This window comes from Streptomyces sp. NBC_00690 (assembly GCF_036226685.1).
Lineage (GTDB): Bacteria > Actinomycetota > Actinomycetes > Streptomycetales > Streptomycetaceae > Streptomyces.
Map to the genome: position 1 here is coordinate 201,139 of NZ_CP109009.1, position 21,875 is coordinate 223,013.

The 21,875-nt window shown below is 67.2% G+C and carries 20 protein-coding genes and 2 pseudogenes; 11 read left to right on the plus strand and 11 right to left on the minus strand.

The window, feature by feature from the left end:
* Window positions 1–205: 205 nt before the first annotated feature.
* The gene (locus OID54_RS00995; RefSeq protein ID WP_329012438.1) at window positions 206–841 is read right to left on the minus strand and encodes a TetR/AcrR family transcriptional regulator; all 636 of its coding nucleotides are present in this window, start codon (window positions 839–841) and stop codon (window positions 206–208) included.
* 101 nt (window positions 842–942) lie between these two features.
* Here OID54_RS00995 and OID54_RS01000 point away from each other — a divergent pair, with 101 nt between their 5' ends.
* From OID54_RS01000 to OID54_RS01010, 3 genes are all read left to right on the plus strand, one after another.
* Window positions 943–1,632 (plus strand): nitroreductase, encoded by a 690-nt coding sequence (locus tag OID54_RS01000; protein WP_329012441.1) that lies wholly within the window; start codon window positions 943–945, stop codon window positions 1,630–1,632.
* A gap of 586 nt (window positions 1,633–2,218) precedes the next feature.
* The gene (locus OID54_RS01005) at window positions 2,219–2,656 is read left to right on the plus strand and encodes an effector-associated constant component EACC1 (protein WP_329012444.1); all 438 of its coding nucleotides are present in this window, start codon (window positions 2,219–2,221) and stop codon (window positions 2,654–2,656) included.
* 19 nt (window positions 2,657–2,675) lie between these two features.
* Window positions 2,676–4,175: a caspase, EACC1-associated type gene (locus OID54_RS01010; RefSeq protein ID WP_443055744.1), complete on the plus strand. Its 1,500-nt coding sequence runs from the start codon at window positions 2,676–2,678 to the stop codon at window positions 4,173–4,175.
* A gap of 607 nt (window positions 4,176–4,782) precedes the next feature.
* Here the strand turns inward: OID54_RS01010 and OID54_RS01015 are convergent.
* On the minus strand, window positions 4,783–5,082 hold the full coding sequence (locus OID54_RS01015) for a hypothetical protein (protein ID WP_329012447.1): 300 nt from the start codon (window positions 5,080–5,082) through the stop codon (window positions 4,783–4,785).
* A gap of 592 nt (window positions 5,083–5,674) precedes the next feature.
* Here OID54_RS01015 and OID54_RS01020 point away from each other — a divergent pair.
* Both OID54_RS01020 and OID54_RS01025 read left to right on the plus strand, forming a co-directional pair.
* The gene (locus OID54_RS01020; protein ID WP_329012450.1) at window positions 5,675–8,305 is read left to right on the plus strand and encodes a hypothetical protein; all 2,631 of its coding nucleotides are present in this window, start codon (window positions 5,675–5,677) and stop codon (window positions 8,303–8,305) included.
* A 537-nt stretch (window positions 8,306–8,842) separates the two neighbouring features.
* Window positions 8,843–9,379, plus strand: coding sequence for an RICIN domain-containing protein (locus tag OID54_RS01025; protein WP_329012453.1), 537 nt, complete (start codon window positions 8,843–8,845; stop codon window positions 9,377–9,379).
* 430 nt (window positions 9,380–9,809) lie between these two features.
* Here OID54_RS01025 and OID54_RS01030 read toward each other — a convergent pair whose 3' ends face one another.
* Complete coding sequence (locus tag OID54_RS01030) at window positions 9,810–10,148, minus strand: hypothetical protein (RefSeq protein WP_329012456.1); 339 nt, start codon at window positions 10,146–10,148, stop codon at window positions 9,810–9,812.
* 163 nt (window positions 10,149–10,311) lie between these two features.
* A complete protein-coding gene (locus OID54_RS01035; RefSeq protein ID WP_329012459.1) occupies window positions 10,312–11,490 on the minus strand; it encodes a serine hydrolase domain-containing protein in 1,179 nt (392 codons plus the stop codon).
* 194 nt (window positions 11,491–11,684) lie between these two features.
* On the opposite strand from OID54_RS01035, the gene OID54_RS01040 reads away from it, so the two are divergent.
* Window positions 11,685–11,999, plus strand: coding sequence for a hypothetical protein (locus tag OID54_RS01040; RefSeq protein WP_329012464.1), 315 nt, complete (start codon window positions 11,685–11,687; stop codon window positions 11,997–11,999).
* A gap of 20 nt (window positions 12,000–12,019) precedes the next feature.
* On the opposite strand, the gene OID54_RS01045 is transcribed toward OID54_RS01040, so the two are convergent.
* From OID54_RS01045 to OID54_RS01060, 5 genes and pseudogenes are all read right to left on the minus strand, one after another.
* Complete coding sequence (locus OID54_RS01045; RefSeq protein WP_329012467.1) at window positions 12,020–12,223, minus strand: hypothetical protein; 204 nt, start codon at window positions 12,221–12,223, stop codon at window positions 12,020–12,022.
* Window positions 12,224–12,506: 283 nt separating this feature from the next.
* A pseudogene (locus OID54_RS01050) lies at window positions 12,507–12,809 on the minus strand (hypothetical protein).
* 230 nt (window positions 12,810–13,039) lie between these two features.
* A complete protein-coding gene (locus OID54_RS01055) occupies window positions 13,040–14,302 on the minus strand; it encodes a DUF6357 family protein (protein WP_329012469.1) in 1,263 nt (420 codons plus the stop codon).
* A gap of 111 nt (window positions 14,303–14,413) precedes the next feature.
* Window positions 14,414–14,523: pseudogene (locus OID54_RS39090) on the minus strand (SigE family RNA polymerase sigma factor); the annotation flags it as partial.
* A gap of 162 nt (window positions 14,524–14,685) precedes the next feature.
* Window positions 14,686–15,996, minus strand: coding sequence for a D-glucuronyl C5-epimerase family protein (locus tag OID54_RS01060; protein WP_329012472.1), 1,311 nt, complete (start codon window positions 15,994–15,996; stop codon window positions 14,686–14,688).
* Window positions 15,997–16,669: 673 nt separating this feature from the next.
* Here OID54_RS01060 and OID54_RS01065 point away from each other — a divergent pair.
* The 4 genes from OID54_RS01065 to OID54_RS01080 all read left to right on the plus strand — a co-directional run bounded on the left by OID54_RS01065 (window position 16,670) and on the right by OID54_RS01080 (window position 18,990).
* Window positions 16,670–17,188: a MarR family winged helix-turn-helix transcriptional regulator gene (locus OID54_RS01065; protein ID WP_329012476.1), complete on the plus strand. Its 519-nt coding sequence runs from the start codon at window positions 16,670–16,672 to the stop codon at window positions 17,186–17,188.
* A gap of 187 nt (window positions 17,189–17,375) precedes the next feature.
* On the plus strand, window positions 17,376–17,843 hold the full coding sequence (locus OID54_RS01070) for a hypothetical protein (RefSeq protein ID WP_329012478.1): 468 nt from the start codon (window positions 17,376–17,378) through the stop codon (window positions 17,841–17,843).
* Window positions 17,844–17,990: 147 nt separating this feature from the next.
* Window positions 17,991–18,845, plus strand: coding sequence for an NmrA family NAD(P)-binding protein (locus OID54_RS01075; RefSeq protein WP_329012479.1), 855 nt, complete (start codon window positions 17,991–17,993; stop codon window positions 18,843–18,845).
* A gap of 4 nt (window positions 18,846–18,849) precedes the next feature.
* Window positions 18,850–18,990 (plus strand): hypothetical protein, encoded by a 141-nt coding sequence (locus OID54_RS01080; protein WP_329012482.1) that lies wholly within the window; start codon window positions 18,850–18,852, stop codon window positions 18,988–18,990.
* Between the two features lie 117 nt (window positions 18,991–19,107).
* On the opposite strand, the gene OID54_RS01085 is transcribed toward OID54_RS01080, so the two are convergent.
* Entirely contained in the window at window positions 19,108–20,010 is a 903-nt protein-coding gene (locus tag OID54_RS01085; RefSeq protein ID WP_443055504.1) for a PaaX family transcriptional regulator C-terminal domain-containing protein, read from the minus strand.
* Window positions 20,007–20,621 (minus strand): GNAT family N-acetyltransferase, encoded by a 615-nt coding sequence (locus OID54_RS01090; protein ID WP_329012484.1) that lies wholly within the window; start codon window positions 20,619–20,621, stop codon window positions 20,007–20,009. Before OID54_RS01090 ends, OID54_RS01085 begins: the two co-directional genes overlap by 4 nt.
* Window positions 20,622–20,734: 113 nt before the next feature.
* On the opposite strand from OID54_RS01090, the gene OID54_RS01095 reads away from it, so the two are divergent.
* Complete coding sequence (locus OID54_RS01095; RefSeq protein ID WP_329012487.1) at window positions 20,735–21,796, plus strand: alpha/beta hydrolase family protein; 1,062 nt, start codon at window positions 20,735–20,737, stop codon at window positions 21,794–21,796.
* Window positions 21,797–21,875: the final 79 nt, after the last annotated feature.

Consider the following 21,875-nt stretch of genomic DNA (forward strand, 5'->3'; position numbering starts at 1 on the left):
CTACTACGCAGCTCTACGAGAGCTCCTTTCAGCAAGGTGACCCACTCGCCAAGAAGATCGACATCGCGGGTGCCACTTGATCAACCGGAAGCGCTGAAGCCAGCATTTTCGCCAGGGCCGGCACCGCCTCATCTTCGGGCAAGAGAAGCACGTCGACACCGGCTGGATCGAAGGCGCGCGGGCCCAGGGCGGAACCGTCTCGCACTCAGAAGTCCACGTCGCCGCCGGCCTTGTCGGCTCCTCCGCGTCGGGCTGTGCTCGGCAGGGCGTGCGCGAGCAGGGTCTTTGCTGCCGTCCGTGCGTGTCGGCCGTAGTCCGCTTCGCCGAGCACCATGGCGCGACTGGCCGCCCCGTCCGCGAGGGTGACCAGTTGTTCGGCGAGCGCGGCGGGTTCGTAGCAGCCCAGTTCCGTCACCAGCGCGGTGACCAGCCGTACCATCTGCAGTTTCTGTTCGCGGGCGTAGGAGTGGACCGCGCTCTCGGGGTCGGGGAACTCCGCTGCGGCGTCGATGAATGGGCATCCTCGTACCGGTGTTGCATCCGGCACGGGGTCGAACAGCCCGAGGATCCGCTCCAGCGGGGGGATGTCCTCGCGGTTCAGCACGTCTTCCAAAGTGGCACCCGACGCGGTGAGGTCCTGGAGGTGGGCGATCACCAGGTCACTCTTGGTCCGGAAATGCGCGTAGAGCGTGCGTTTAGACACGGGTGCCGCCTCCGCGACCTGCTCCATTCCGGTCGCGTTGATGCCGTGGGTCGCGAACAGCTCGGCGGCGGCGGCCAGGATGCGCTCCCGTCCGCCCCGCCCCCGCCCCCTCGCGGATTCCGTAGTCGTCGCACTCATGCATCAAGTATACGGAAGCGTTTACTTCGAGAGGTGACGCCTGCTAGGTTCACGCAATGTAAACGGCTGCGTTTACATCGAGCGCTGTCGAGGAGTCTTTCGTGAGCCTGTTGGCCCCCACCGAACTGAGTGACTGTGCGGAGAAGCTGATACGTGGCCGTCACTCGACCCGCGCGTTCCGCCCGGAAGCCCTCCCCGAGGACACGATTCGTGCGATCTTCTCGCTGGCCGGCGCCGCGCCGTCCAACTCCAACGCACAGCCCTGGCGGGTGGAGGTGGTGAGCGGCGCCACTCGCGAACGCCTGGCCAACGCCTTGCAGGTGGCCCACGCCGAGAAGCGCGTCTCGGTCGATTTCCCGTACCCCGACGACCTGTACTCACAGGCCCTCCAGGCACGCCGGGCGGCGTTCGGTACCCAGCTGTACGGAGCGCTGGGCATCGCAGCCGACAATCACGAGGCGCGGGCGGCCTACAACGCGGAAAGCCTGCGCTTCTACGGCGCGCCACACGCCGCGTTCCTGTTCGTCACCGGGGACGGCGGGGCCCGGCTGGCCGCTGACGTCGGTGCCTACATGCAGACCCTGCTCCTGGCAATGACCGCCTACGGCGTGGCGAGTTGTCCCCAGGGGCTGCTGAGCTTCTATGCCGACACAGTCCGCGCCGAACTCGCAGTCAGCGAAGGACAACTACTCGTGGGCATCTCCTTCGGCTACGCCGACGGAACGGCACCCGTCAACCACATCAGGACCGAAAGGGCTGCGCTCGAAGCAATCACGACTTTCCACAGCTAGTCGATTCGCGCGTGCCCACTACTCCTGGCTGCGGCAGCCCCCCTGCCGGGGGGCTGCCGCAGCAGCTTGGGCAACCGGCCGCGATGGCACAGCAGGCTGTGATGCCCACGCCGTCCGTGATCCAGGGCACGGAGGTCTACCGCGCTGGTCGAGTGCCCTGGTCACCGTTGGTGTCTACCTCCCTCGGGGAGCGGTGCCTCCCTCGCCGGTGTCATCCCAGCCCACGTGGACGCACACCGAGAACATCAGGAATCCACTCACCACCAGGGCCGCCCGCCTCGCGCCGCCACGGACAGACGATTCGCGAGCATGGGACGGACCACAGGGATTCGAGAAGAATCGCGGGGCGCCTTCTGACGAAACGTCCTCCAGTAGCGGGCGAGCTGCCGCGGGAGGCGCCTCTCATCTGTCTGCAGCCTTGCGGCTCAGAGCGACCTCGATACCGCAGCATGGATGGGGAACTCGTAGTGATCGACGGCGGTTCCGTAGGCCCCTCGTTCTTCAGTTTCGGAATAGCTTGCGTGAGGGGGTAGGGGTCGCCAGTAGGGTTGGAGCAGTCCGCACAAAAGGGGCCTCGGGGGTAGATGTGCGCATCCGGATCGACAGCACGAACAATGACGGGCAGGGCACGGGCGCGTTGACGGAGGAATTCGCGCGGTGGCTCGCTCAGGACCGCAATGTGGGTCCGTATGTGGAGATCCAGCGTATGCGCCCGAGAGCCGACGACGGCGGAATGTCCGGAGGGTTAGTCGAGTGGCTCAACCTGGTGCTGACGTCCGGGTTCTCTGCTGCCGCTCTGGTGTACGCGCACCGAAGCTTCCGTGCCTCCCAACCGCCCCGGATGCGGCAGTCGGTGCGGTTGGTTGTTGAACAGGGCGGCTCCCGCATCGTGGTCGAGGTGGGTTCCGACGAGGACGCGGCTGCTATTGCCCGTCTGCTGGCCGCGCCGGCGGGTGCCAGCGCCTCGCCGTCGTGTCCTGAGGGGGGCGCCGCCCCTGAGGGAGGCCCGGGTGCTGGTTCCTGATCCCGTTGCGAGCCGGGCAGTGTTGGTGGGAGTGGATGCCTACAGTCATCCGGACCTGGCACCGCTGCCCGCGGCGGCGGCTGCCGCAGGGCGGTTGGCCACTCTGTTCTGCGACCCGGAGGTGTGGGGTCTGCCCGCTGAGCACGTCACAGTCTTGGGCGCCGACGCATCTCAGGCCGTGATCCTGGGCGCTGTCCGTGACGCGGGTAAGGCGGCGACGGACACGATGGTGGTGTACTTCGCTGGTCATGGTCTCCGTGATCGCAATGAGGTTCTGTACCTGGCCTTATCGGGTGCTGATGCCGACTACCCCGAGATCGGATGCCTGAAGTACCGGGATCTGCGCAATGTGCTGCGGCAGACCGGTTACCGGGCTCGCTACCGGCTGACTGTTCTGGACTGCTGTTACAGCGGCCTGGCCGGTGCCATGAACGCTCATGGGGTTCTGAGTCGGGCCGAACTCGGGCGTGCCCTGGGCGAGGAGCGATTCCCGGAGATCGGCGACTGGGAGGATGCCGGAGACTTGGTGTTGACGTCCGCACCGCCCACCCACCGCTCGTTCGTTCCGTTGGGGGCCGACTATCCAGAGTTCACCGGCGAGCTGATCGATGTCCTGGAGCACGGCATTTCCAACGCTGGACCCACACTGAACGTTGAGCACGTGTGGCGACGGGTACGCTCGCGGCTGGATGAGCGTGGCAGCCCGGCTCCCCAGCAGTTCGCCCAGAACAGCGTCGCCCAACGTATCTGGTTCCGTAACCGCGCCAACACACTCTGGGCAGGCCCGATCCAGGTATCGGAGGCCACCAGTCCTCAAACTGCCCCACCGATCCTTCAACCCTCCTGGAATCACCCAGGAGAATCAGTGCCGAGCCCGCTCCCCTGGCCAGTCGAGGAACACACACCACCAACATGGAACGGTGTAGCGTCCATCCCCGCCGATCCACCCCATACCGGTGACGCCGCCAGTGGCGACACTCATGACGCACCCCTGTCACAGGTCCAGTACACCGAAGCCGAGCATGCCTCCGGGCCAGCCGACAGCAGCCCGCACCCCCTCATCAAGGGTGCCGTGTACCTCATCGGAGGTCCTCTGTACCTCATCTTCGTCGGTGTCTTCAATATCCTCTCAGCGGCGGGCAACCTCTGGTTCTACTTCTGGGTGATGTTCTGGCCCGTACTCGCCTACACCGTTCCCGCGACAATCACCGCCGGTGTCCAAGCCTCACCCGGAGCAGGCATCCGGAACCTGATCGTCTACACGACCCTGGGCCTGCTCACCCTGGCCGCAGCCTTTGCCATCTTGAAAATATCTACGGAATGGCACCCCTATTCCTGGCGCGGCGATCAGTCCATCAACGCAGGGTTTGCAGCGCTAGCGGCGGGGCTGGCCGTGCCGTGGTTCCCCGTCCTGAACCAGCGCTGGCACTGGGTCGACTTGAGCCATCGCCAGCTCTCGTGGGTCGTGGATATCAACCAGCCCTGGCACTGGATCGCCGACCGCCTCGGCGTCATCTAAAGCGTGTTTTGAAAGTCGGTTCTGTTCCTCGTCCCGCATCGTGATGATCTCGATGTGAAGCGAGGGGATCACTCTGACGGCCAATGGGCTGTGCTGGAACCGTTGTTGCCGGTCGCCGTGCTGGGGCGGCCGTCGGTGGACCGACGCAAGCCTCCCTGGGTGACAGCCGGATCAGGCGGAACTGCGGTCGTGCCGTGGGTGCTTGCCTCTGCCGGAGTGCGCGAGCCCCGGAAGCTGTAGAGCCCCTCGGGGGCAAGGCAGAGTTCACCGTCCTCCCGACCCAACCGGTTCCGGGCCTCTCGCGGCAGAACCGGTCTCCGTCACACTCGGGTTCGCCCGTGCGGGTGGTTTGAACCGCGCACCGGACCTGCCGCACCGGGGTGATGAGAATACTGTCCGTCCCATACCCCGGAGACGGAAGGTAGGACAGTCATGAACTGGGTCGACGATCTCGTCCACCTGATCGACTACCTCGGACCGCTTGTCACCGCATTCACCGGCGGCTGAGCCGGACGAGGTGGAGCGGTGGAGCGGTGAGCATCACACGACCGCCTCCCCCTGCTTCTCTGTAAGGGCCGGTGCCAAGGCACCCGTTCCTGTTCGCCCCTCACCAGAGAAAGCGGTCGAAGGTGCTGCCGGCGAATCCGCGGAAGTCCATAGCCCACACCTGCAGACGCCCCGCCTGCTGCCGACGTCCATCTGGCCCTCGGAGGGCCACATGGGGCTGCTGGGTGATCGTGCGGTCCGGCTGGACGACGGGGACCGGGCCGCTGTGGACGTTGAGGATGCGGAGGAACGTGTACTTGGTGCCCTGGTGGCCGACCTCGAAGCACCACCGCTGGTTCGCGCCGTTGTTGCGGGTGTAGATGATCGGGGCGGTGCCGGGTGCCGTGGACGAGCGCGGCATGTCCCACACCAGCGTGAGCCGGGACGCCAAGGCGAGGTAGAGCCCACCGTCCGCGCCTCGGGCGACTCCTCAAGGTCCTTGAACTGCGCCGCGTAGTCTCCCCATCCGCCTCCGTGCGGTCCCGCCTGAGGGCCGGGACAGTCGCCGGTCCCGCCCGGGCCGACCATAGAACGTTCCCACCACACCGTAGAGACACCCCGCCCGGGTGCTGCCCCAGAGCATCAATCCGGCCAGCGTTCTGCTGACACCTCTGCCCTCCCACGGTCCGGTGCCGGGTCTCGGTGTGCGGTGTCGACACCGCACACCGAGACCCTGCGGTCGTGGCTGGCAGGTGCACCGGACCGGGCGGGAGAAGCAGCGTTGCGGTCCAGGGTTCACGCCAAAGCGGGGTGGGGGCGTGCGCGGGTTGTGACGGGGCGGCGCCCTTGATTCCTGCCGCAGGTGGACCGCCTGGCGGAAGGGTACGGGGTGCCGCAGAAATCGGACACGTCTGCCGATGGCCGGGTATGCGCTGATGTGTGGCGCTGTCACGCTCCCGCCTCAGCCGGAACCTTTCCCCTGGGCTTCAGGGCCTTCGAGAGGAGAACGTGTCATGGGATTCCTGCGGTTCAAGACGACGGGCTACAACTGGGTGCAGACGTACCCGGCAGGTGGTGAGTGGCGGTTGCTGTTCGGGCGAAGCAAGGAGGGTGCCCTGATCAGCGAGCAGCGTCTGGTGTCCCAGGAGTGGCTCACCACCATCGTGCCGAAGCTGGTCAACGCCCAGCGGCTGTACGAGAGTGACTGCGCGCTGCTGCTGTCCCGTCCCGGAGAGTCCCTGCAGAGCCTGTTCTTCCGGGGTGACAGCTACCAGTGGTTCGACTGGGAGCAGGGCAGGACTGTGAGTGAGGGGCCGTGGGCCGGGCTGGGGAACTGGGGCAGCGCGCTCCCAGCCGGGTGGCGCTCGCAGATCGACGCGCTGTTCCCGGCGCCTGACGCGGCGGACGGAGCGCGGCAGACGTACTTCTTCAAGGGCGGCCGGGTCCTCACCCTGAACTGGTCCACCGGCGTGGTGCGCGAGGCCCTGATCACCGAGGGTCCGGACGCGTCGGGCAGTGCGGGCTGGGCCCAATTACCGGAGGAGTTCCGCCAGAATCTGGATCATGTGGCGGCGTACAAAGCGGCGGCCGACGGGACCCGGCAGAGCCTGCTGGTCAAGGGCACCCAGGGTGTCCTGCTGAACTGGAAGACCGGGGTCCTTGCCTCCGGAGCTCTCGACCGCCTCGGGATACCCGGCCTGGTGGCGCTCCCCGAACGGTTCCGTACTCCCTACCGTCCGGTCACCGGCCGCTGGACGGGTGCCGTCGGCAATCAGCGGATCGAGCTCCGTGTCGATCTGGAGGGCGAGCGGGCGCTGGGCATCGTCAGCGGTGATCTGTTCACCGGCGACACCTGGACCGACTCCTTCCGAACCAGCGGCGCTCTGATCGTCACGCCGAGCGTCAACAGCTTCACTCTCATCCAGTCGGGTCTGTCCTGGGCGAACAACTCACCCCTGACGGAACTCTTCCTCACGCTCCCCCGGACCGCCGTGACCAGCCCCGAAGGCAGCAACGCCAGCCTGATCCTCGCCCCACCCGGCGCCGGCCAGCAGCTGAACCTCGGCTGCTACTACGCCGGTCCGACGCTGCGTTCGGTGGAGCTGGAGACCGATGCCCTGGAGGGCACCCAGGTCTTCCAGCAGTACGACACCTCCCGGGGTGCTTTCGTCCCGCCCGGTTACCGCAACCGGGTCCTCACCCTGGCCTCCGCCTTCGCCGAGGCCGGTGTCGAGCTGAAGAACGCAGGCCGGGCCAATGTCGTCGCCGACACCTCGGGGGCCGATCTGAGGTGGTCGGAGGCGGAGCTGCACGCCGCGATGGAGGCGAACTTCAGCCTGCACCGGGACACGGAGCAGTGGAAGATCTGGAACTTCGTCGCCACCTACTCCTCCCTCCACGACAGCGTCGCCGGGCTCATGTTCGACCAGACCGGCAGGCAACGCCAAGGCGTGGTCATCTTCCACAACGCCCTGCGGGACTACAACTGCCTCGGTACCGCGATGGAGCTGTTCACCTACGTCCACGAGGTCGGACATGTCTTCAACATGCTCCACTCCTGGGAGAAGAACCTTGCCAAGCCACCCTCCCCGCTGGGCCCGAACAATGGCTTCGGCGACATCTCCTGGATGAACTACCCCGCGCTGTACGCCAACGGCAACCGGGCCGGAGGGCAGCACTACTGGCAGGACTTCCCCTACTGCTTCAGCGACGACGAACTGCGCCACCTGCGCCACGGCTACTACCGCCACATCGTCCCCGGCGGTGACAACGCCCTCACCAACGCCGCCCTCGACCTCAGCGCCACCGCACAGGCATTCACCCTCCCGTCGGCCGGCGAGGACCCCGGCCTCGCGCTCTCACTCGGCGGGAAGCGGGCCTTCGGCTACGGCGAACCGGTCATGGCCGAACTCCGACTCACCCGCACCGGTGTGACCGGTGATGTGGCCGTGGCCGCGAGCATCGGCCCCAAGGGTGAGCGCACCACGATCGTGATCACCGACCCCTACGGCCGCACCCGGGCCTTCCGACCCATAACCCGCGCCTGCACCGGCCACGGCGACACCGAACGGACGGTCACCCTCACCGAGACGAGCCCGGCCGTCTACGAGACGGCCTACCTCGGCTACGGCAGCGAAGGACTGTACTTCGCCGAACCCGGCACCTACCAGGTCACCGCCGTCCACACCGGACTCGACGGCGCCCGCACCGTATCGCCCACCCGAACGCTGCGGATCCGCACTCCACTGGACCGCGCCGACCAGGAAGTCGGCGAACTCCTCACCGGCGACGACCAGGGCACCCTCCTCGCCTTCCTCGGCTCCGACGCCCCCCCACCTCACCACCGGCAACGACGCACTCCAAGAGATCAGCGAACGCCACAGCGACCACCCACTCGCCGCCTACGCCCGCCTCGCCCGAGGCGCGAATGCCGGACGCCACTTCCAGACCATCGGCGACGGCCGACTTCAGATCCGCCAACCCGACATCACCACATCCGTCACCCAACTCATCGCAGCCATCAACACCTCCCGCACCGACCAGAACACCGGCCTCGACAACCTCACCCTGAATGCAGCCCTGCGCCGCCTCGCGACCGTCCACGCCAAAGCAGGCGACCTCGAACGCGCCGACGCGGCCCTTGACACCCTCGTCACCCACTTCCACGACCAGGGCGTCCCCGCCCATGTCGAGCAGCACATCCAGCAACAGGCAGACGAGACCCGCGCCCAGATCCACGAAGCCGCAGGGGAGTGACCCTCCCGTCTCCAGCATCTGTACCGGCCCTGTCGCCAGGGCCGGTACAGACGGCTGCCCGCCGACATATGCGAGAACCCGACGGACAACACCCAAGGACGGGCCCACCCCCACCAGAGGGGATATCCCCTCCAGCGGCGGCAGTGCTCTTCCTGAGGAGGCCCGCGGCCCTTTCGGGGGTGAACAGCGGGTAGGGCAGCATCCTCATTGGGTGGCGATGCATCGCCACACCCACGCCATCCTCACCGGCCCCGGTACCGCGGACCGGAACGCGGTTCCCAGAGCGGGCGGGAGCGTCACCCGAAGGACTGGATTGGCAGCCTCGGCCGTTTCCCTCCGCCTCAGTTGGCAAGCCATCTGCGTGCCAGTGGGGCGGCATGTCACGACACGCCGTCCCGAAAAAGCAGAGGAACTGAGGTGTTGTCATGCGTACACGCCACAAGGCACTGACCGCTCTGGCCGTCCTGGCCACCGCCCTGGGTGCCGTCACCGCTTCGGCAGCCCTGGCCGCACCGGACGCCGCTCCGCCCGCCTATCCGCCGGGAACCCAGGTCACCATCGAGACCTTCGCCGCCAAGTGCCTCGACGTGCGGACCCCAGACAGTGGTGCGCCACTCGTCCAAGCCGACTGCGACAACACCGCTCGTACCCAGCGGTTCTGGGTGAACACCGTTGCCGGCGGTGTGGAGATCCGCACCGCCGGCAACCTGTGTCTCGACCTGGAGGCCGCGAAGCGCGGCAACGGGACACGGATCATCCAGTACCCCTGCGGAACACTCCCCCGGTTCAGCCAGACCTTCCTCACCTTCTCGGCCGCGGCGGACGCGGGTCTGTCCACCCTCCACACCATCGACCTCAGGTGCTTCGACGTCGAGAACGCCGACGACGCGGCCGGCGCGGGCATCATCCAGTTCAGCTGCAACGGCGACTCCAACCAGAGCTTCAAGCTCCGCGAGATCTAACGCCACCGGCACGCTCCGAACCGCCGAAAGGCAACCATCCCTCCCTCGCCACTCCACCCGGGCCGGATCGCCACGGCTTCCCGGCCCGGCCATGCCACCCGCTCATACCCGGCAGCCGCTCACCGGGCCGAGTCCGTAGACGTCTTCGGGCCATGGGACCATCGCTACGAGTTGGGCCGCCGCAGGGCCAGAGGTTCGGGTCGGGGGGCAAGTCCTGGATGCTGCTTCAGCCGATCGGTTGGGACGGCGATGAGAACGGGCGGTCAGATAGCCGGCTGTTGTGCCACTGCCTCGGTGCCTTGGTCGTGCGGTTGGTGGGTGCGCATTGTGATCTTCATGACCTATGCGTGGTCAGAGGGATGCTCGCCATCCTCGTCCGTCTGCTGTCCGAAGAGGGATGACGGACAACTCAACTCGCAGCATTCGCTGATCATCCGGGATCAACCCGTTGGTCTGGGGCGGGTGTCCGTTGGTGGTGGCTGGTGGGCAGCCAGCAGGCGACGACGAGGGCAGCGAGCAGTGCTGCTCCTGCGGCGGCCCACGCGGCGGAGCGTATTCCGGTGATCCATGCCGCCCGGGATTTCCCGGGCGGTACTCCGCTTGTTCCCGGGTGTGTCATCGTGCCGTGAGTGGTCAGGAGGGTGGCGATGCCGAGCGCTCCGCCGGTCTCACGGATCAGGTCGTTGACCGCTGCTCCGGTTCCCGCGCGTCCGTTGGGCACGGCGTCCATGACCGTCTCGGGGGCGGGAGCGGCTGCGAAGCCGGTCACCAGGCAGTGACCTGCGGGAAAGGAGGTCCGGCCGCTTGGGTCCGGGCCTCGCGGAGCTCGGGTCGCGATCTGTTCGTACGGCGGGGCACCGTGCCGTGCCCAGGCCATCCCGCAGATCAACCTGGTCGGGCGCGGCGACTCAGGCCGCCCCGCCCGATGAGGGCTACTTCTTACCGCAGAAGGCCGCGTTGAGTGTCGCCGGGGTCGGGTCGGGGTTCCAGTCCCCGTTGACATTGGTCACCAGGGTGCGCTTTCCACCCGTGGTGGTGTACATCTCCGAGCCGGAGCCGTGGATGCCTCCGCTGTGTCCCCAGATCTCGACTCCGCAGGAGAGTTTGGCGTTCTCCAGCCCCAGGGCGTACCGCCCGGTGACACCGGGGATGCCCGGGTCCACGGTGGTGGTCAGCTCCTTCTGCTGGCGGGGCTGCAGCAGCTTCCCGGACATCAGTGCGCTGGCGAACCGCTGAAGGTCTCCGGTGGTGGAGATCATGTCTCCGGCGGACCAGCCCCAGGAGGCGTTCAGCCGGGTGGCGTCGTGGAATTCCGCGGGCGGGGTCTCGTTGAACATCTTGGTGTACGCGCGCCCCGAGGGCTGCGGCATGGCGGTCGAGTGGCGGGGCAGGCTGGTGTTCCTCAGTCCCAGCGGGCGCAGGATCCGGTCCTTCACCGCCTGCTCGTAGGAGCCGCCGGTGGTCTTCTCGATGATGAGACCGGCGAGTATGTAGTTGGTGTTGGAATAGCTCCAACCGGTACCGGGCGCGAAGTCCGGCGCGGAGCGCATGGCCCATCCGACGAGGCTCTCGGGGCTGTGCCGGTAGTAGCGGTTCTTCAGAAAACCCTTGGTCAGATAGGTGTCGCCGAACTCCGGGTTCGCGGTGTAGGAGCTGATCCCGCTGGTGTGGTTGAGGAGCTGGCGGATGCTCACCTTGCCGCCGTCATGGCCGTTTCCGCTGACCATCCCCGGCAGCCACTTCTCCACCGTGTCGTCCAGATCGAGTCGCCCCTCGGCTTCCAGTTTGAGGATCACGGTGGCCACGAAGGTCTTCGTGATCGAGCCGATCCGGAAGCGGTCGTGGTCCCCGCGCTCCTTTCCGGTCCGTACGTCAGCGACCCCGGCATCGCCCCGCCAGACGCGGTCACCGTCCCGGACGGAGGCCAACACCCCGGGTATGCCGCCTCGTTCGACCTGGTCCTCGATGACCTTCTGGAGCGCGGCATCGCGGCCGTCCCTGGCGGGCCCGTCGGTCTGTGCGACGGCGGGCGCCGCGAGCAGACCGACCATGACCGCCACTGCGAGGGCGGTGCCGATGGCGCGGGTGGAGGTGAGGCTGTGGCGGGACATGAGCCCGTCCTTCCTGCCGGTGCGCCACGAAGTGCGGCGCGGTCGGCGGGAGGGACCCGTCATGGCGTGACGGGGTTGCCCAGGTCCGGAAGGTTGAGCGGAATCCGGTCTTTCACCAAGTCGTGGATGTCCCGTCCAGAGGCCGCCGATAGATCTGCCGTGTCCGCAGGGCGGCCCGTACGTAAGAAACCGTCATGCCCGAGAACACCGTCACCACGTCGCTCGCTCCGATGCACCCGGACGGTGTCCGCAACACGTTCGACTCCATCCGGGCGCTGCAGGCCGACGACATCGACACCGCCTGCGCGGTCATCGAGGACACGGGCTGCACGGAGGTGCGCCTGCTGCTCCTGGACATCGCGGCGCGCATCTTCATCCCGATCACCGCCACCGGAAGCGGCCGGGATAGAGCAGGCGATGGAATCACACCCGATGCCGACCGCCGTCCACCACGTACGCCCGGCCACCCTGTAGTACGCACCGGAACCGCACCGTGGTCGGCCACGTAGGCCCGCTCTGCCAGCCCTATCTAGGTGAGGCCAAGGAGCGCAACGACGCGGCATATAGAGGCAAATGAACCGATGGCCCACAACACCCACTGCTGCGGGGTGCACCAATCACGGGCGATCAACACAGTGAGGAAAATCCCGAGCGCGGAACCCAGCATGACCAGGATCGCGACTTCGAAGCCGGCTATACCGTTTTCTGCAGGCATGATCCCCTGCAGGTCCATAGACCTCTAACTACCCACTGAACGCGGTCACTTGTAGACGGTAGCGCGCATCGGCGCGCCAGCGGCCTGGACACCAGATGAGCGAACCGGGCCTCGTGGTGCGCGCGCCACGAGGGGGCGGGCGCTCTATCACACACCCCCTCGGCCACGACCCGATCGGAAGCCGGAACCAGGCCCGACAAGGGGAAACACGCCGGGTAGCGAAGCGTGAACCGTCCCCAGAGCATCACCGAACGAAACCGACTCAGACCACAAGGAACGATGCGCAGGCGCCGACCGAACGTCAGGGTGTGTCGCCGGAGTAGTGGAGACAGCACACCACACCCGAGCCACCCGATGGGCGTGGTTCGTCCGGGCGCGGGTCGTACAGCGCCCGACCGCCCGGCCAACGCCCCAGCTCGGTGGGCAAGGCAACGCCGTCGTCAACCTCCTCCGGCCGCCAGCCCGTGATGTCGAGTAGCAGCCCGTCCAGCGGCCCGCCCACGAGCGCGGCATACGTCTAATGCGGCAGCGGACCGGGGTTAGGGTCGTCGTGATCGTGGCCGTACACCCGGCCGCGCAGCAACTGCTCATCATCGGCGTTCATGCGATTCAGCTTCCCAGGTACCACCGACAACACGGGCTTGCCCAAGGGGTACCTCGGACCTGCCCGCGGTCGGCACCGGTCTCATCGAGCCTGTGACGGTCGAAGATGATGTTGCACGAGCCGGTTGGGTCGTTGTACCCGGTGTCGGCCCAGCCCCGGCCGCATCGACCATCCCGCGGACGCCTGACCGACTACCTCGCAGGTCTTCCGACTGCGCGCGCGGACTCGCTCTACCTGGCGTCGCGCCGCCGGCGTGCGCGTTCGAACTCAGCGACATCCAACATCCAAGCGCCGTGCTGTTCGAGTGCGGCGCAGCCGCCGCGGACGAAGACGCTCACCAGATTCCGGTACGCACCGATCCCGTCAACCAGGCTGTACTCGACCCGGTACTCCGGATCCGACCCGCCTGCACCCTTGTGCACCGTGGTGATCCGGGCGATGGAGTCCGCGTAGAAGTGGAGCTGGATCCCTTCGCCCTTCTCCTCGTCCTCGATGGTGAACACTTCGTTGTCCCCGGCGGAGCGATCGGCGACGAACTCCCAGAACTCCGCGGTGGCAGTGCGGGGATTGTCCGGGAGCCACTTCTTCTCGACGCCCTTGTCGTCGGTGAACGACAGGATCGTCTTCCTTGCACTCTCGCCGAAGTCGGCGCGGGCGCCGGGAACCTCCTCTTCATCCTCCATGGGCGCGTTCCTGGAGCGGTCCGCGGCCTCCGAGCACATCAGGACGCTCACGGTACGCACCGCGTCGTCGACGAGTTCAGGGTGTGCCCGGCGCACGGCTGCGTCGATCGTCGTCGCCATCCGCTCCCAGTCGCGCTTGTCCGTGGCGCGCTTTCCCCGCCGCGGATCGCGGCCGATCCGCATCCCTGCGCATGCCTGCTCCGCGGTGGCGATCACCCGCATGACCTTGGGCAGCAGCGCCGGGGCGACGGCATCGGGTATCCGCCTCGGCACCGTCGCGCCGTGCAGGTACTGGCCCGTGTACTTCAGAAGTGCGGTGTCGAGTGGACCGAGTACCGTCCCGCGGTCGGCGCGCCGACGCTTCGCGTGGTACTCCTGAGCTCGTTTCCCGTTGGACGTCTCCGTCGCCGCGCGCATCGCCGCGCAGACCCGTCCGAGCTCAAGCAGATCGATGTCAGCCCCATGGGCGATGAGCCGGCCCCTGTCCCACCGGATGCGTTGGAAGAGCGCGTCGACGTCTGCGGGGGCGGAGAGGAGGATCGGGTCCAGAAGCGCGACGGCAGCATTCTCGTCGAGCCGGCCCCGGGTTCCGGCTGCATCGCACAGCGGAAGGACCGCACTCCACAGCAGCAGGTGTCTGGCCAGGTCCTCCTGGATCACCGCAAGATGGGTTTCCCCGATCGGGAACGTGAACGTGCGAGGGTCGTGGTTGGCGTCGGCTCCCGCGCCAAGCGTCAGCTTCAGCTCACCGTCCTCGCGGATCACGTTAGGGATCCAGCCGCTGCTGCGCGTGAAAACGATGTCTCTCATGGCCTCAGTCTTCCCCATCAGACGAGACCAGCGCGTCCTGCCTGCACCGATACACACGGGTCAGCACCAACGAACGGCGACGCTCTGCGTGGATCCTGCCCAGCGTGGAGCCTCTGCGAGATGTGTGTCGCCGTCGGCAAGGAGGCACGCGGAGCGGAGCAGTTGGCCGGCGCGAACCCTCTCTCAACGCACCTGTGCTCATCCGCACGGGACTGTCTCATCTCTTCCCCGTTCCATCGCCGCAATCGACCAGGGCTTTCGTCCCCGTCCTCTTCGTCGACACGGTGACCGAGCAAGCGTGGCTTCGGCTCCGCACGCAGAATCTCTCTATCAACGCAACAGGGACGCTGCAGGCAGTTAGCGACTACTGTCCTCGCCCCTGGTCATACGGCGTCGGACAGGGTCAGCCGCTCGATCGGTGCCCACCACCCGCCGAGCGCGCTGCCTGCGAGCCGCACCATGGGCTGGCTGTCGATCACCGCACGGCGATCGTAAAACAGGGCTGTGTCCCTCGGGTACGTCACCGTACGGCTGGTCGGCTTCGCCTCCGGACCACTGCGGCAGACGAGGCTGACGCCCGCAGAGATGGTCGCCTGGCGGGCGGGGCGATAGTCCGAGGCACACCACTCTCCGTGCAGGCGCACCGAAGGATACTTTTCCCGTATGTGCCAGCCCGCGGCCGGGCCTTCCTCAATCTGCAGGTAGATGGCACGGCCGGGTATGCGTGTCCGGCTTGTGGCGGTGCACTGTTCGGGACGGCTCAGGGTGAGCGAGCGGCGGGCCGTGACCGCGCCGTTCTCGGAGAAGCGATACAGAGTGTGCGTGCCGTCCTCCATCGTCACCCGCCCGCCGGCCTTTCCCAGGGACGCCGGTGGGAAGTCGTCGATCAGCAGGTCGGACTGGGCCGCAAAGCGTTCGCTGCCGGAGAGCCACGACAGTTGGAGCAGAAGGTCGCTGTGCACGCGGTGATAGGACTTGGTCGGGATCGTGTGCGTACGGCAGTAGTGGGACAGCCCACCCGGGTTGCGCATCATCGGGAAGTACACGGCGAGGGTTGACAATGATCCATCGAAGAGTTGCTCCGCCAGCGGGTTCCTGCTCAGCGTGTAGTAGTCCCACAACCCCAGTGCCGCGAACATGAAGCCGTTGTAGGTGTAGTCCGAAACACCGGGGGCATCGATCGGGTACTCGTGTATCCACAACTGGCGTTTCTCGTCTCGGGCCACGACCCAGGGAGACGCGTCGTCTGCGACCAGGAGAGAAGCGAACGCGCCGTCGGCTGCTGCGCGGTAGCGTGCTCTTTCACTTCCGGGGATGCCCTTGTACGCGGCCAACTGGGCGAAGAGACTGAGCGCTTCGCCCTGGGCCATTCCGGAGTACCAGGGGGCTTTGTATTCCACTCCCGTGTGTACCTGGTGCCGGAAGTCGAAGGGGTACGGAAAGAACCATGCGCCGCGTACCAGGTGCCGCTGTTCGATCAACCGTTCCGCCTGCAGTATTGCACGTTGCAGATAGAACGGGTCACCGGTCCGTCGATGACTCGCGAGATTCTGCAACCCGAATTGGATCTGACCGACGGGGTGGTCGTACATTCGGCCGTTTGCCTTGAACATGCGGACACCGGTGGCATCGTGCGGATTCGTGTCGACCTTGGCCGCGGTCCTCGTACGCCAGGGCTGCAAGGCATCCGGCACGTCGGGGGCGCACTGATATCCCTCGGTCTGAAACGTGAACGGCAATCCCCGTGGGACGGCAGGGGCGTGACGCCGGGAGTCCGCACGGGTCGTATGACCCGCGGCGAACGCCCCTCCGGTCAACCCGACCACGGCTGTGGCTGCAACTGCTGAGCGGAGCAGACCACGACGCCCGGAATGAAAACTGGAATCAGCCGCTGACATAGAGCAATTCCTTGCAATTGGAACCTGAATGGTCGTTTCAGGAATGTGTGGAGGCACGACAGAGCAGAGCCCCAGGAGCCCGTGGAGTAAACCTGCGCTGTCGTGTCCTGTCGCTTCTGGTCGGCCTTTTCGGCCCTCATTGATTCGACGCCTCGGCTCCTGCAAAATGTTGCACCGGCTTTCGACGGAGCCACGAGCAGCCATGGAGTCACCGGCTGCTGTGGTGGCTGTCAATGAGTCACGGGCATGCTCGCGAGTTCAGCGGAGTGCCGGCCGTGTGCCCGCCGGAGCGCCTGGGTCCAGGTAATGCAGGCCCCCTGGGGGCCCGCCCCAGATGCCCTGTGCGCAGGCCCGGTGCCGGGCCTGCCAGGCAAGGGGGTCTGTCCCGGTGAGGTCGGGCTCGCGGCGTCGGGGCGCGGCAAAGACGGCTCAGGTTGACCACAATGTAGTTAGCTGCCATATTATTTCTATGGCAGCGGACGAGATCGACCATGAGTCACCCACACTGACTCAGGCGCGGCGACAGTTGGAGCACTACGGCCTCGGGGTCGACCCACAGGCGGTGCTCGTCGCGGTGCGGCTGATCTCGGCGGGGGCGCGGCTCGGTCGGGCGACCGAGGTGCACTTCGCGAGATACGGGTTGTCGACAGGCCGATACCGACTGCTCGCAGATCTGGAGGATCACGACGGGGAGAAGTCCCCTTCGCGGCTGGCCGCCGATCTCGGCGTCTCGCGGGCCACGGTTACCGGCCTGGTCGACGGGCTGGAGCGGGAAGGTCTCGTTGCTCGGCGCCCGTCCACGGAGGACGGGCGGGGCGCTGTCGTGATCCTGACCGCTCGCGGTGCACAGCGGTTGCGGGACATGGCGCCCGAGCACTTCGCCCGTCTTCAGGAGATGGTGGGCGAGCTCACCATCGATGAGCGCGCGGTGTTCTTGGATCTGCTCTCGCGGGTTGTTCGCGGAATCGGCGCACTGACCGCGGAGTAGGCCGCATCTCCCCTACAGATCGCCCCATGGGACGGATCTGCACCGTACTGCGAGCCGCAGCGCCCGCCGGCGTGGGCGATCGCCTCCCCATGACCAAATAGTTAGCCCCCTAAGCAAAATCGAGAGGCTGGTCTCTCATGTTCAGAACCACCCCACCGATCCCAGGTGCAGCGGAGCAGAGGTCGCCATGTCCCGAGTAATAGACGGCGCCATCGACAGCCGCACCGCCCGACCCTTCACCCTGTGGCGTGAGGTGCTGGTCGCCTATTTCGCCCCTGCATTGATGGCCGGCGCGGGCGGAGTCGCCAGCGGGCAGGCCGGGCTGACAGTAGCGGCGGTCACCTCCATCGCAGGTACGTCGGCCCTGGTGACACTGCTGATCGGCACCTGGCTGCAACGTCGCAAAGGGCCACGGCCGTGGACCGCCAACCTCCCGCGCGTCGTCCTGGTAGCGCTCCTCGCCGTCGGCGCGGCCACAGTCGCGGGCCTCGTCGGGTGGTTCGCCTCGCAATGGCTGCCGGCGCACACCGGCGCGCCCGACGCTCCATGGCTCACCCGGCTGCGACTCGATCTACCAATATCCGCAGCCCTCGCCGCGAGCGTTGTGAGCTGGCGTTGGCACGGAGCTCGGCGAGCGCAACCACGGCAGCCGTAGCCCGCACCGCCCGCTCTCCCGTACCCCGTACCGCCCACCCGTACCGCCCGCCCGCACCGGGAGCAGACCCGGCGGCCGGCAACACATCGGCAGACACCTCCGCGGATACCCCGCGGCAAGAACGAGAGGCACACGATGATCGTCATCATGGGAGCGTCTGGAACCACCGGGGGCGCGTTGCTGCGCAGCCTCGCCGCATCCGGCGTGCCGAGCAGGGCGCTGACCCGCGACCCGGACCGGTTGCGGGCGGACCTCGGCGAGGCGGTCAGCGATCTCGTCGAGGTCGTGCCCGCCGACGCCACGGACACCGACTCGCTGCGCGCCGCGTTCAAGGGCGCCCGGCAACTCTTCCTCGCCATGGCCAACGGCCCGGCGCAGGTCGAGCTCGAAACGCGTGTCGTCGACACGGCCGCGGACAGCGGCATCGAGCACATCGTCAAGATTTCCGATCCGGTCGCCGCGGCGGATTCCCCAGTCACCCTCTCCCGGGGCCATCACGCCGTCGAGGAACACCTGCGCGCGTCCGGCCTGACACACACCGTTCTCCGCCCCTACGCGTTCATGCAAAACCTGCTACTTCTTGCTCCGGCCGTGGCCGCGCGGAGCGTTGTCCTGGGCGCGATGCAGGATGCCCCGTGTAACTGGGTCGACAGCCGCGACATCGGTGACGTCGCCGCCGCGACGCTGACGCGCGCCGACCTCAGGGGCGGCACCTATGTACTCACCGGCAGTGAGGCGGTCGGCTACGGCGAACTCACCGAGATCCTGACCCATCTGCTCGGCCGCCCGGTCCGCTACGTGGACCTAGCCCCGCACGAACTGCGGGAGAACCTCGTCCAGCACGCACACATGCCCCCGTGGCTCGCCGAGCACGTGGTGGAGATCCAGCAGCTGGCCGTGTCCCATCGGGAGTCACCCACCGACACGGTCGCCCATGTCCTGGGCCGTCCGCCCCGCACGCTGGACGCCTTTCTGCGCGAGCACCTGGACCGCTTCCGCTGATCCCGTGTCACGTACCAGCGCCAAACAGGTCGGGCGCCCGTGCGCGGGCAGCAAGATGGTTTCGCCCGAAGCGGCTCAGGCCCGTCAGCGCGACGGATACCAGTCCCCGCAGCGCCAGATCCTGTCGCTCCTGCCCTCACTCTGAAGCCCGTCAACCCGACCGAGTGCACAACCTTGATCTGATGTCCGTCTGTACGCAAGGGCGGGGGCCCCTCGCCGGGCCCTCGCTCAACAGGCATGACCTGCGGGATCTGTTCCGTCGTCAGCTTGCGGCCCGATCTGCTGCTTCTCGGGTGATGTCGACGTAGAGGCGGAAGAGGGCCGGGCGGGCTTCGCCCTGATCGCGTTCGTACAGGGCCGCCCAGCACCGGGCGACCAGTTCGCGGGCCTCGGTGCCGGGCCAGGGCTGGGGCAGGAGCTGAGGCGGCAGCAGCGGGTCGGGCTCCATGGCTCGGGTGAGTTCGGCGGCCAATTCGACAGCAATGGTGAGCAGTGCGGACGGGGAGAGTTCGGCAGAGCTGGTGAGGCGGGCGAGGCGGGGCCGGGTGACGCGGCTGAGCAGGTGGTACCGGTCGGCGATCTCCTGGAGGGGCCACAGACCGCGGGCGAGTTCGGCAGGCCGTTGGACGTCGCCTCTGCGCAGGTCCGTCGTGGTGAGAAGAGTGAGTGCGCCGTGGGCGCCGAGACGATGGGCCGCTTCTTCGACGTACGATTCCCAGGCGTTGGCGCAGACATACAACCCGCCCTGGAGCGGGGCGCCGCCGAGATGGACGAGCGTCTCGCGCAGGGCGTCCCGGGCGGTGCGCGCCGATTCGGGCACGGCGAAGGCGGCCAGGTGCCAGACACCGTCCCAGGGGGCGAGCCCGGCGTCCTGTTGGAATGCGTGCCGCAGGAAGTCCGCGTTGGGGGCAAGGGCATGCACGGTGTCCGGGGTCGCGTGCAGCTCCGCCTTGCGGCCTCGGCCTTCGTGGGTGAATCGCCCTTCGGACACGAGGCGTTTGACGCACAGCCTCACCTGCTGGTCGCTCATGCCCAGGGTGTTGGCGACGGTGTACAGCTCATCCGCGCCGACGGTCCCGTCCTCCCGGATCAGCGCGTGGACGAGCATGCGAGTGGGGACCTCGATGTGGTCGCTGTCGGTGTTCACAGTTCTCTCACTCCTCATGTTCCGACCGGACGATGCATGGTGGTCACCGCGCCGAATCCGAGCAGCCCACGCAGGTAAGGCGTGCGCTCGGTCCGTACGGCCGTGAAGCCGCGCCGCTCGTAAAGAGCCCGTGCGCGCGGGTTGACGTCGATCACGTCCAGTCTGATCTCCCGGCAGTCCTGCTCGGCCGCGATGGCGGCCACTTCTTCAATGAGCAGGCTCCCGATGCCGCGGCCTCGCATCTCCGGGTCCACGGCGATGCCGTCCATGACGAGCTGTCCGGAAGCCGGGTGACGTTCGAACAGGGCGAGGAGCAGGAGTCGGTGCAGTCCTCGCAGGTGTCCGTACGCGCGCAGCACGGCGCGGGCCGATCCTCCGGTGAGGGCCCGCCCGCCGAGTTGGTAGCCGGCGAGACCGACGAGCCGCCCGTCGAGGAGTGCGCAGACCGCTCGATCAGTGTTCAGGTGGGCGGCGATAAAGGGCACCGCCTTGCCCGCTGGGTTCAGGGCGGGACCGAGTTTGCGGCCGAATGCCTCCCAGTACAGCTCGGCCACCCGCCGCTCGGCTCCAGCCGGAACGCCCCGCCGCACTGTCACCGGTGTCCCCTGGCCTGTCACGTCCAGTCCCATGCCGTGCCTTCTCTCTCCTGAATCCGGGGACTCTAATCTATCGAATTCTACACGACCGTTCTCACGGTGATAGTTTTGGTGTGTCCACTCGACCCCAACAGAGGCGGCGTCCCATGTGTCCGAAGACCCAGCCCCGACGGCGCGGGCTCCGCATCGCCGTGTGGTCACTCGTCACGACCCTCGTCGTGGCCGCCGGCCTTGTCGGTGTGGTGCTGTGGCAGAACTCCTACGACATGGAGGAGCAGCGGGTCACGATCCGCCACGGCGGCCACACCCTCAACGGCGTACTGGCCATCCCCAAGGACGGCCGCAAGCACCACGGCCTGGTCGTGTACGTCCACGGCGACGGTCCTACCGACGCCACTCACGGCGACGGCTACAAACCCATGTGGGAGGCGAACGCCAAGGCCGGGTACGCCTCCCTGTCCTGGCACAAGCCCGGCGTCGCGGGCGCACCCGGCAACTGGCTCGACCAGTCCATGGAGGATCGGGCCGACGAGGCAGCCGCCGCCATCGCCTGGGCCCGCGCCCGCCCGGACATCGACGGCGATCGGATCGGACTCTGGGGCACCAGCCAGGCGGGCTGGGTGCTGCCGAAGATCGCCGCCAAGACACCCGTGGCCTTCGCCATCGCCGTCTCACCCGCGATCAACTGGCTCCAGCAAGGTCGCTACAACCTCCTCGCCGAACTGCGCGCCGACGGCGCATCAGCGGCCCGCACCACGGCCGAGGTCGCCAAGAGCGACACGATCCGCCGGCTGCTGGGACGCCAGGCGACCTTCGAGGAGTACGTCAGGACGATGGGCGGCGACGCGGACGGCATGACCGCCGACCGCTGGGGCTTCATCTCCAAGAACTACACCGCGGACGTCACACGAGACCTTCGCGCCCTGCACGGCATACCGGTACTGCTGACCCTCGCAGGCCGTGACATCAATGTGGACATCGCCGACACGGAACGCACCTACCACAAAGTGCTGGACACAGGTGGTGCATTGACGGTCAGGCACCACCCGGACGCGGCCCACTCACTGCTCAAACAGTCCATCGAGCAGTCGGACCTCAAGATCACGTTCACCGCACTCTTCTCCCCCCGCTCACTCTTCGCGGACGGATTCCTCGACAGCCAGCGACAGTTCCTCAAGGAACTCGACCAAAGCCGCGCCACTCCATGACGCTCGCACAAGCACAGGCGGCCCGGAGGGATCGAGGTGGAAGGACGGACACTCGGGCGGACGAAATCCCGGCGTCCGC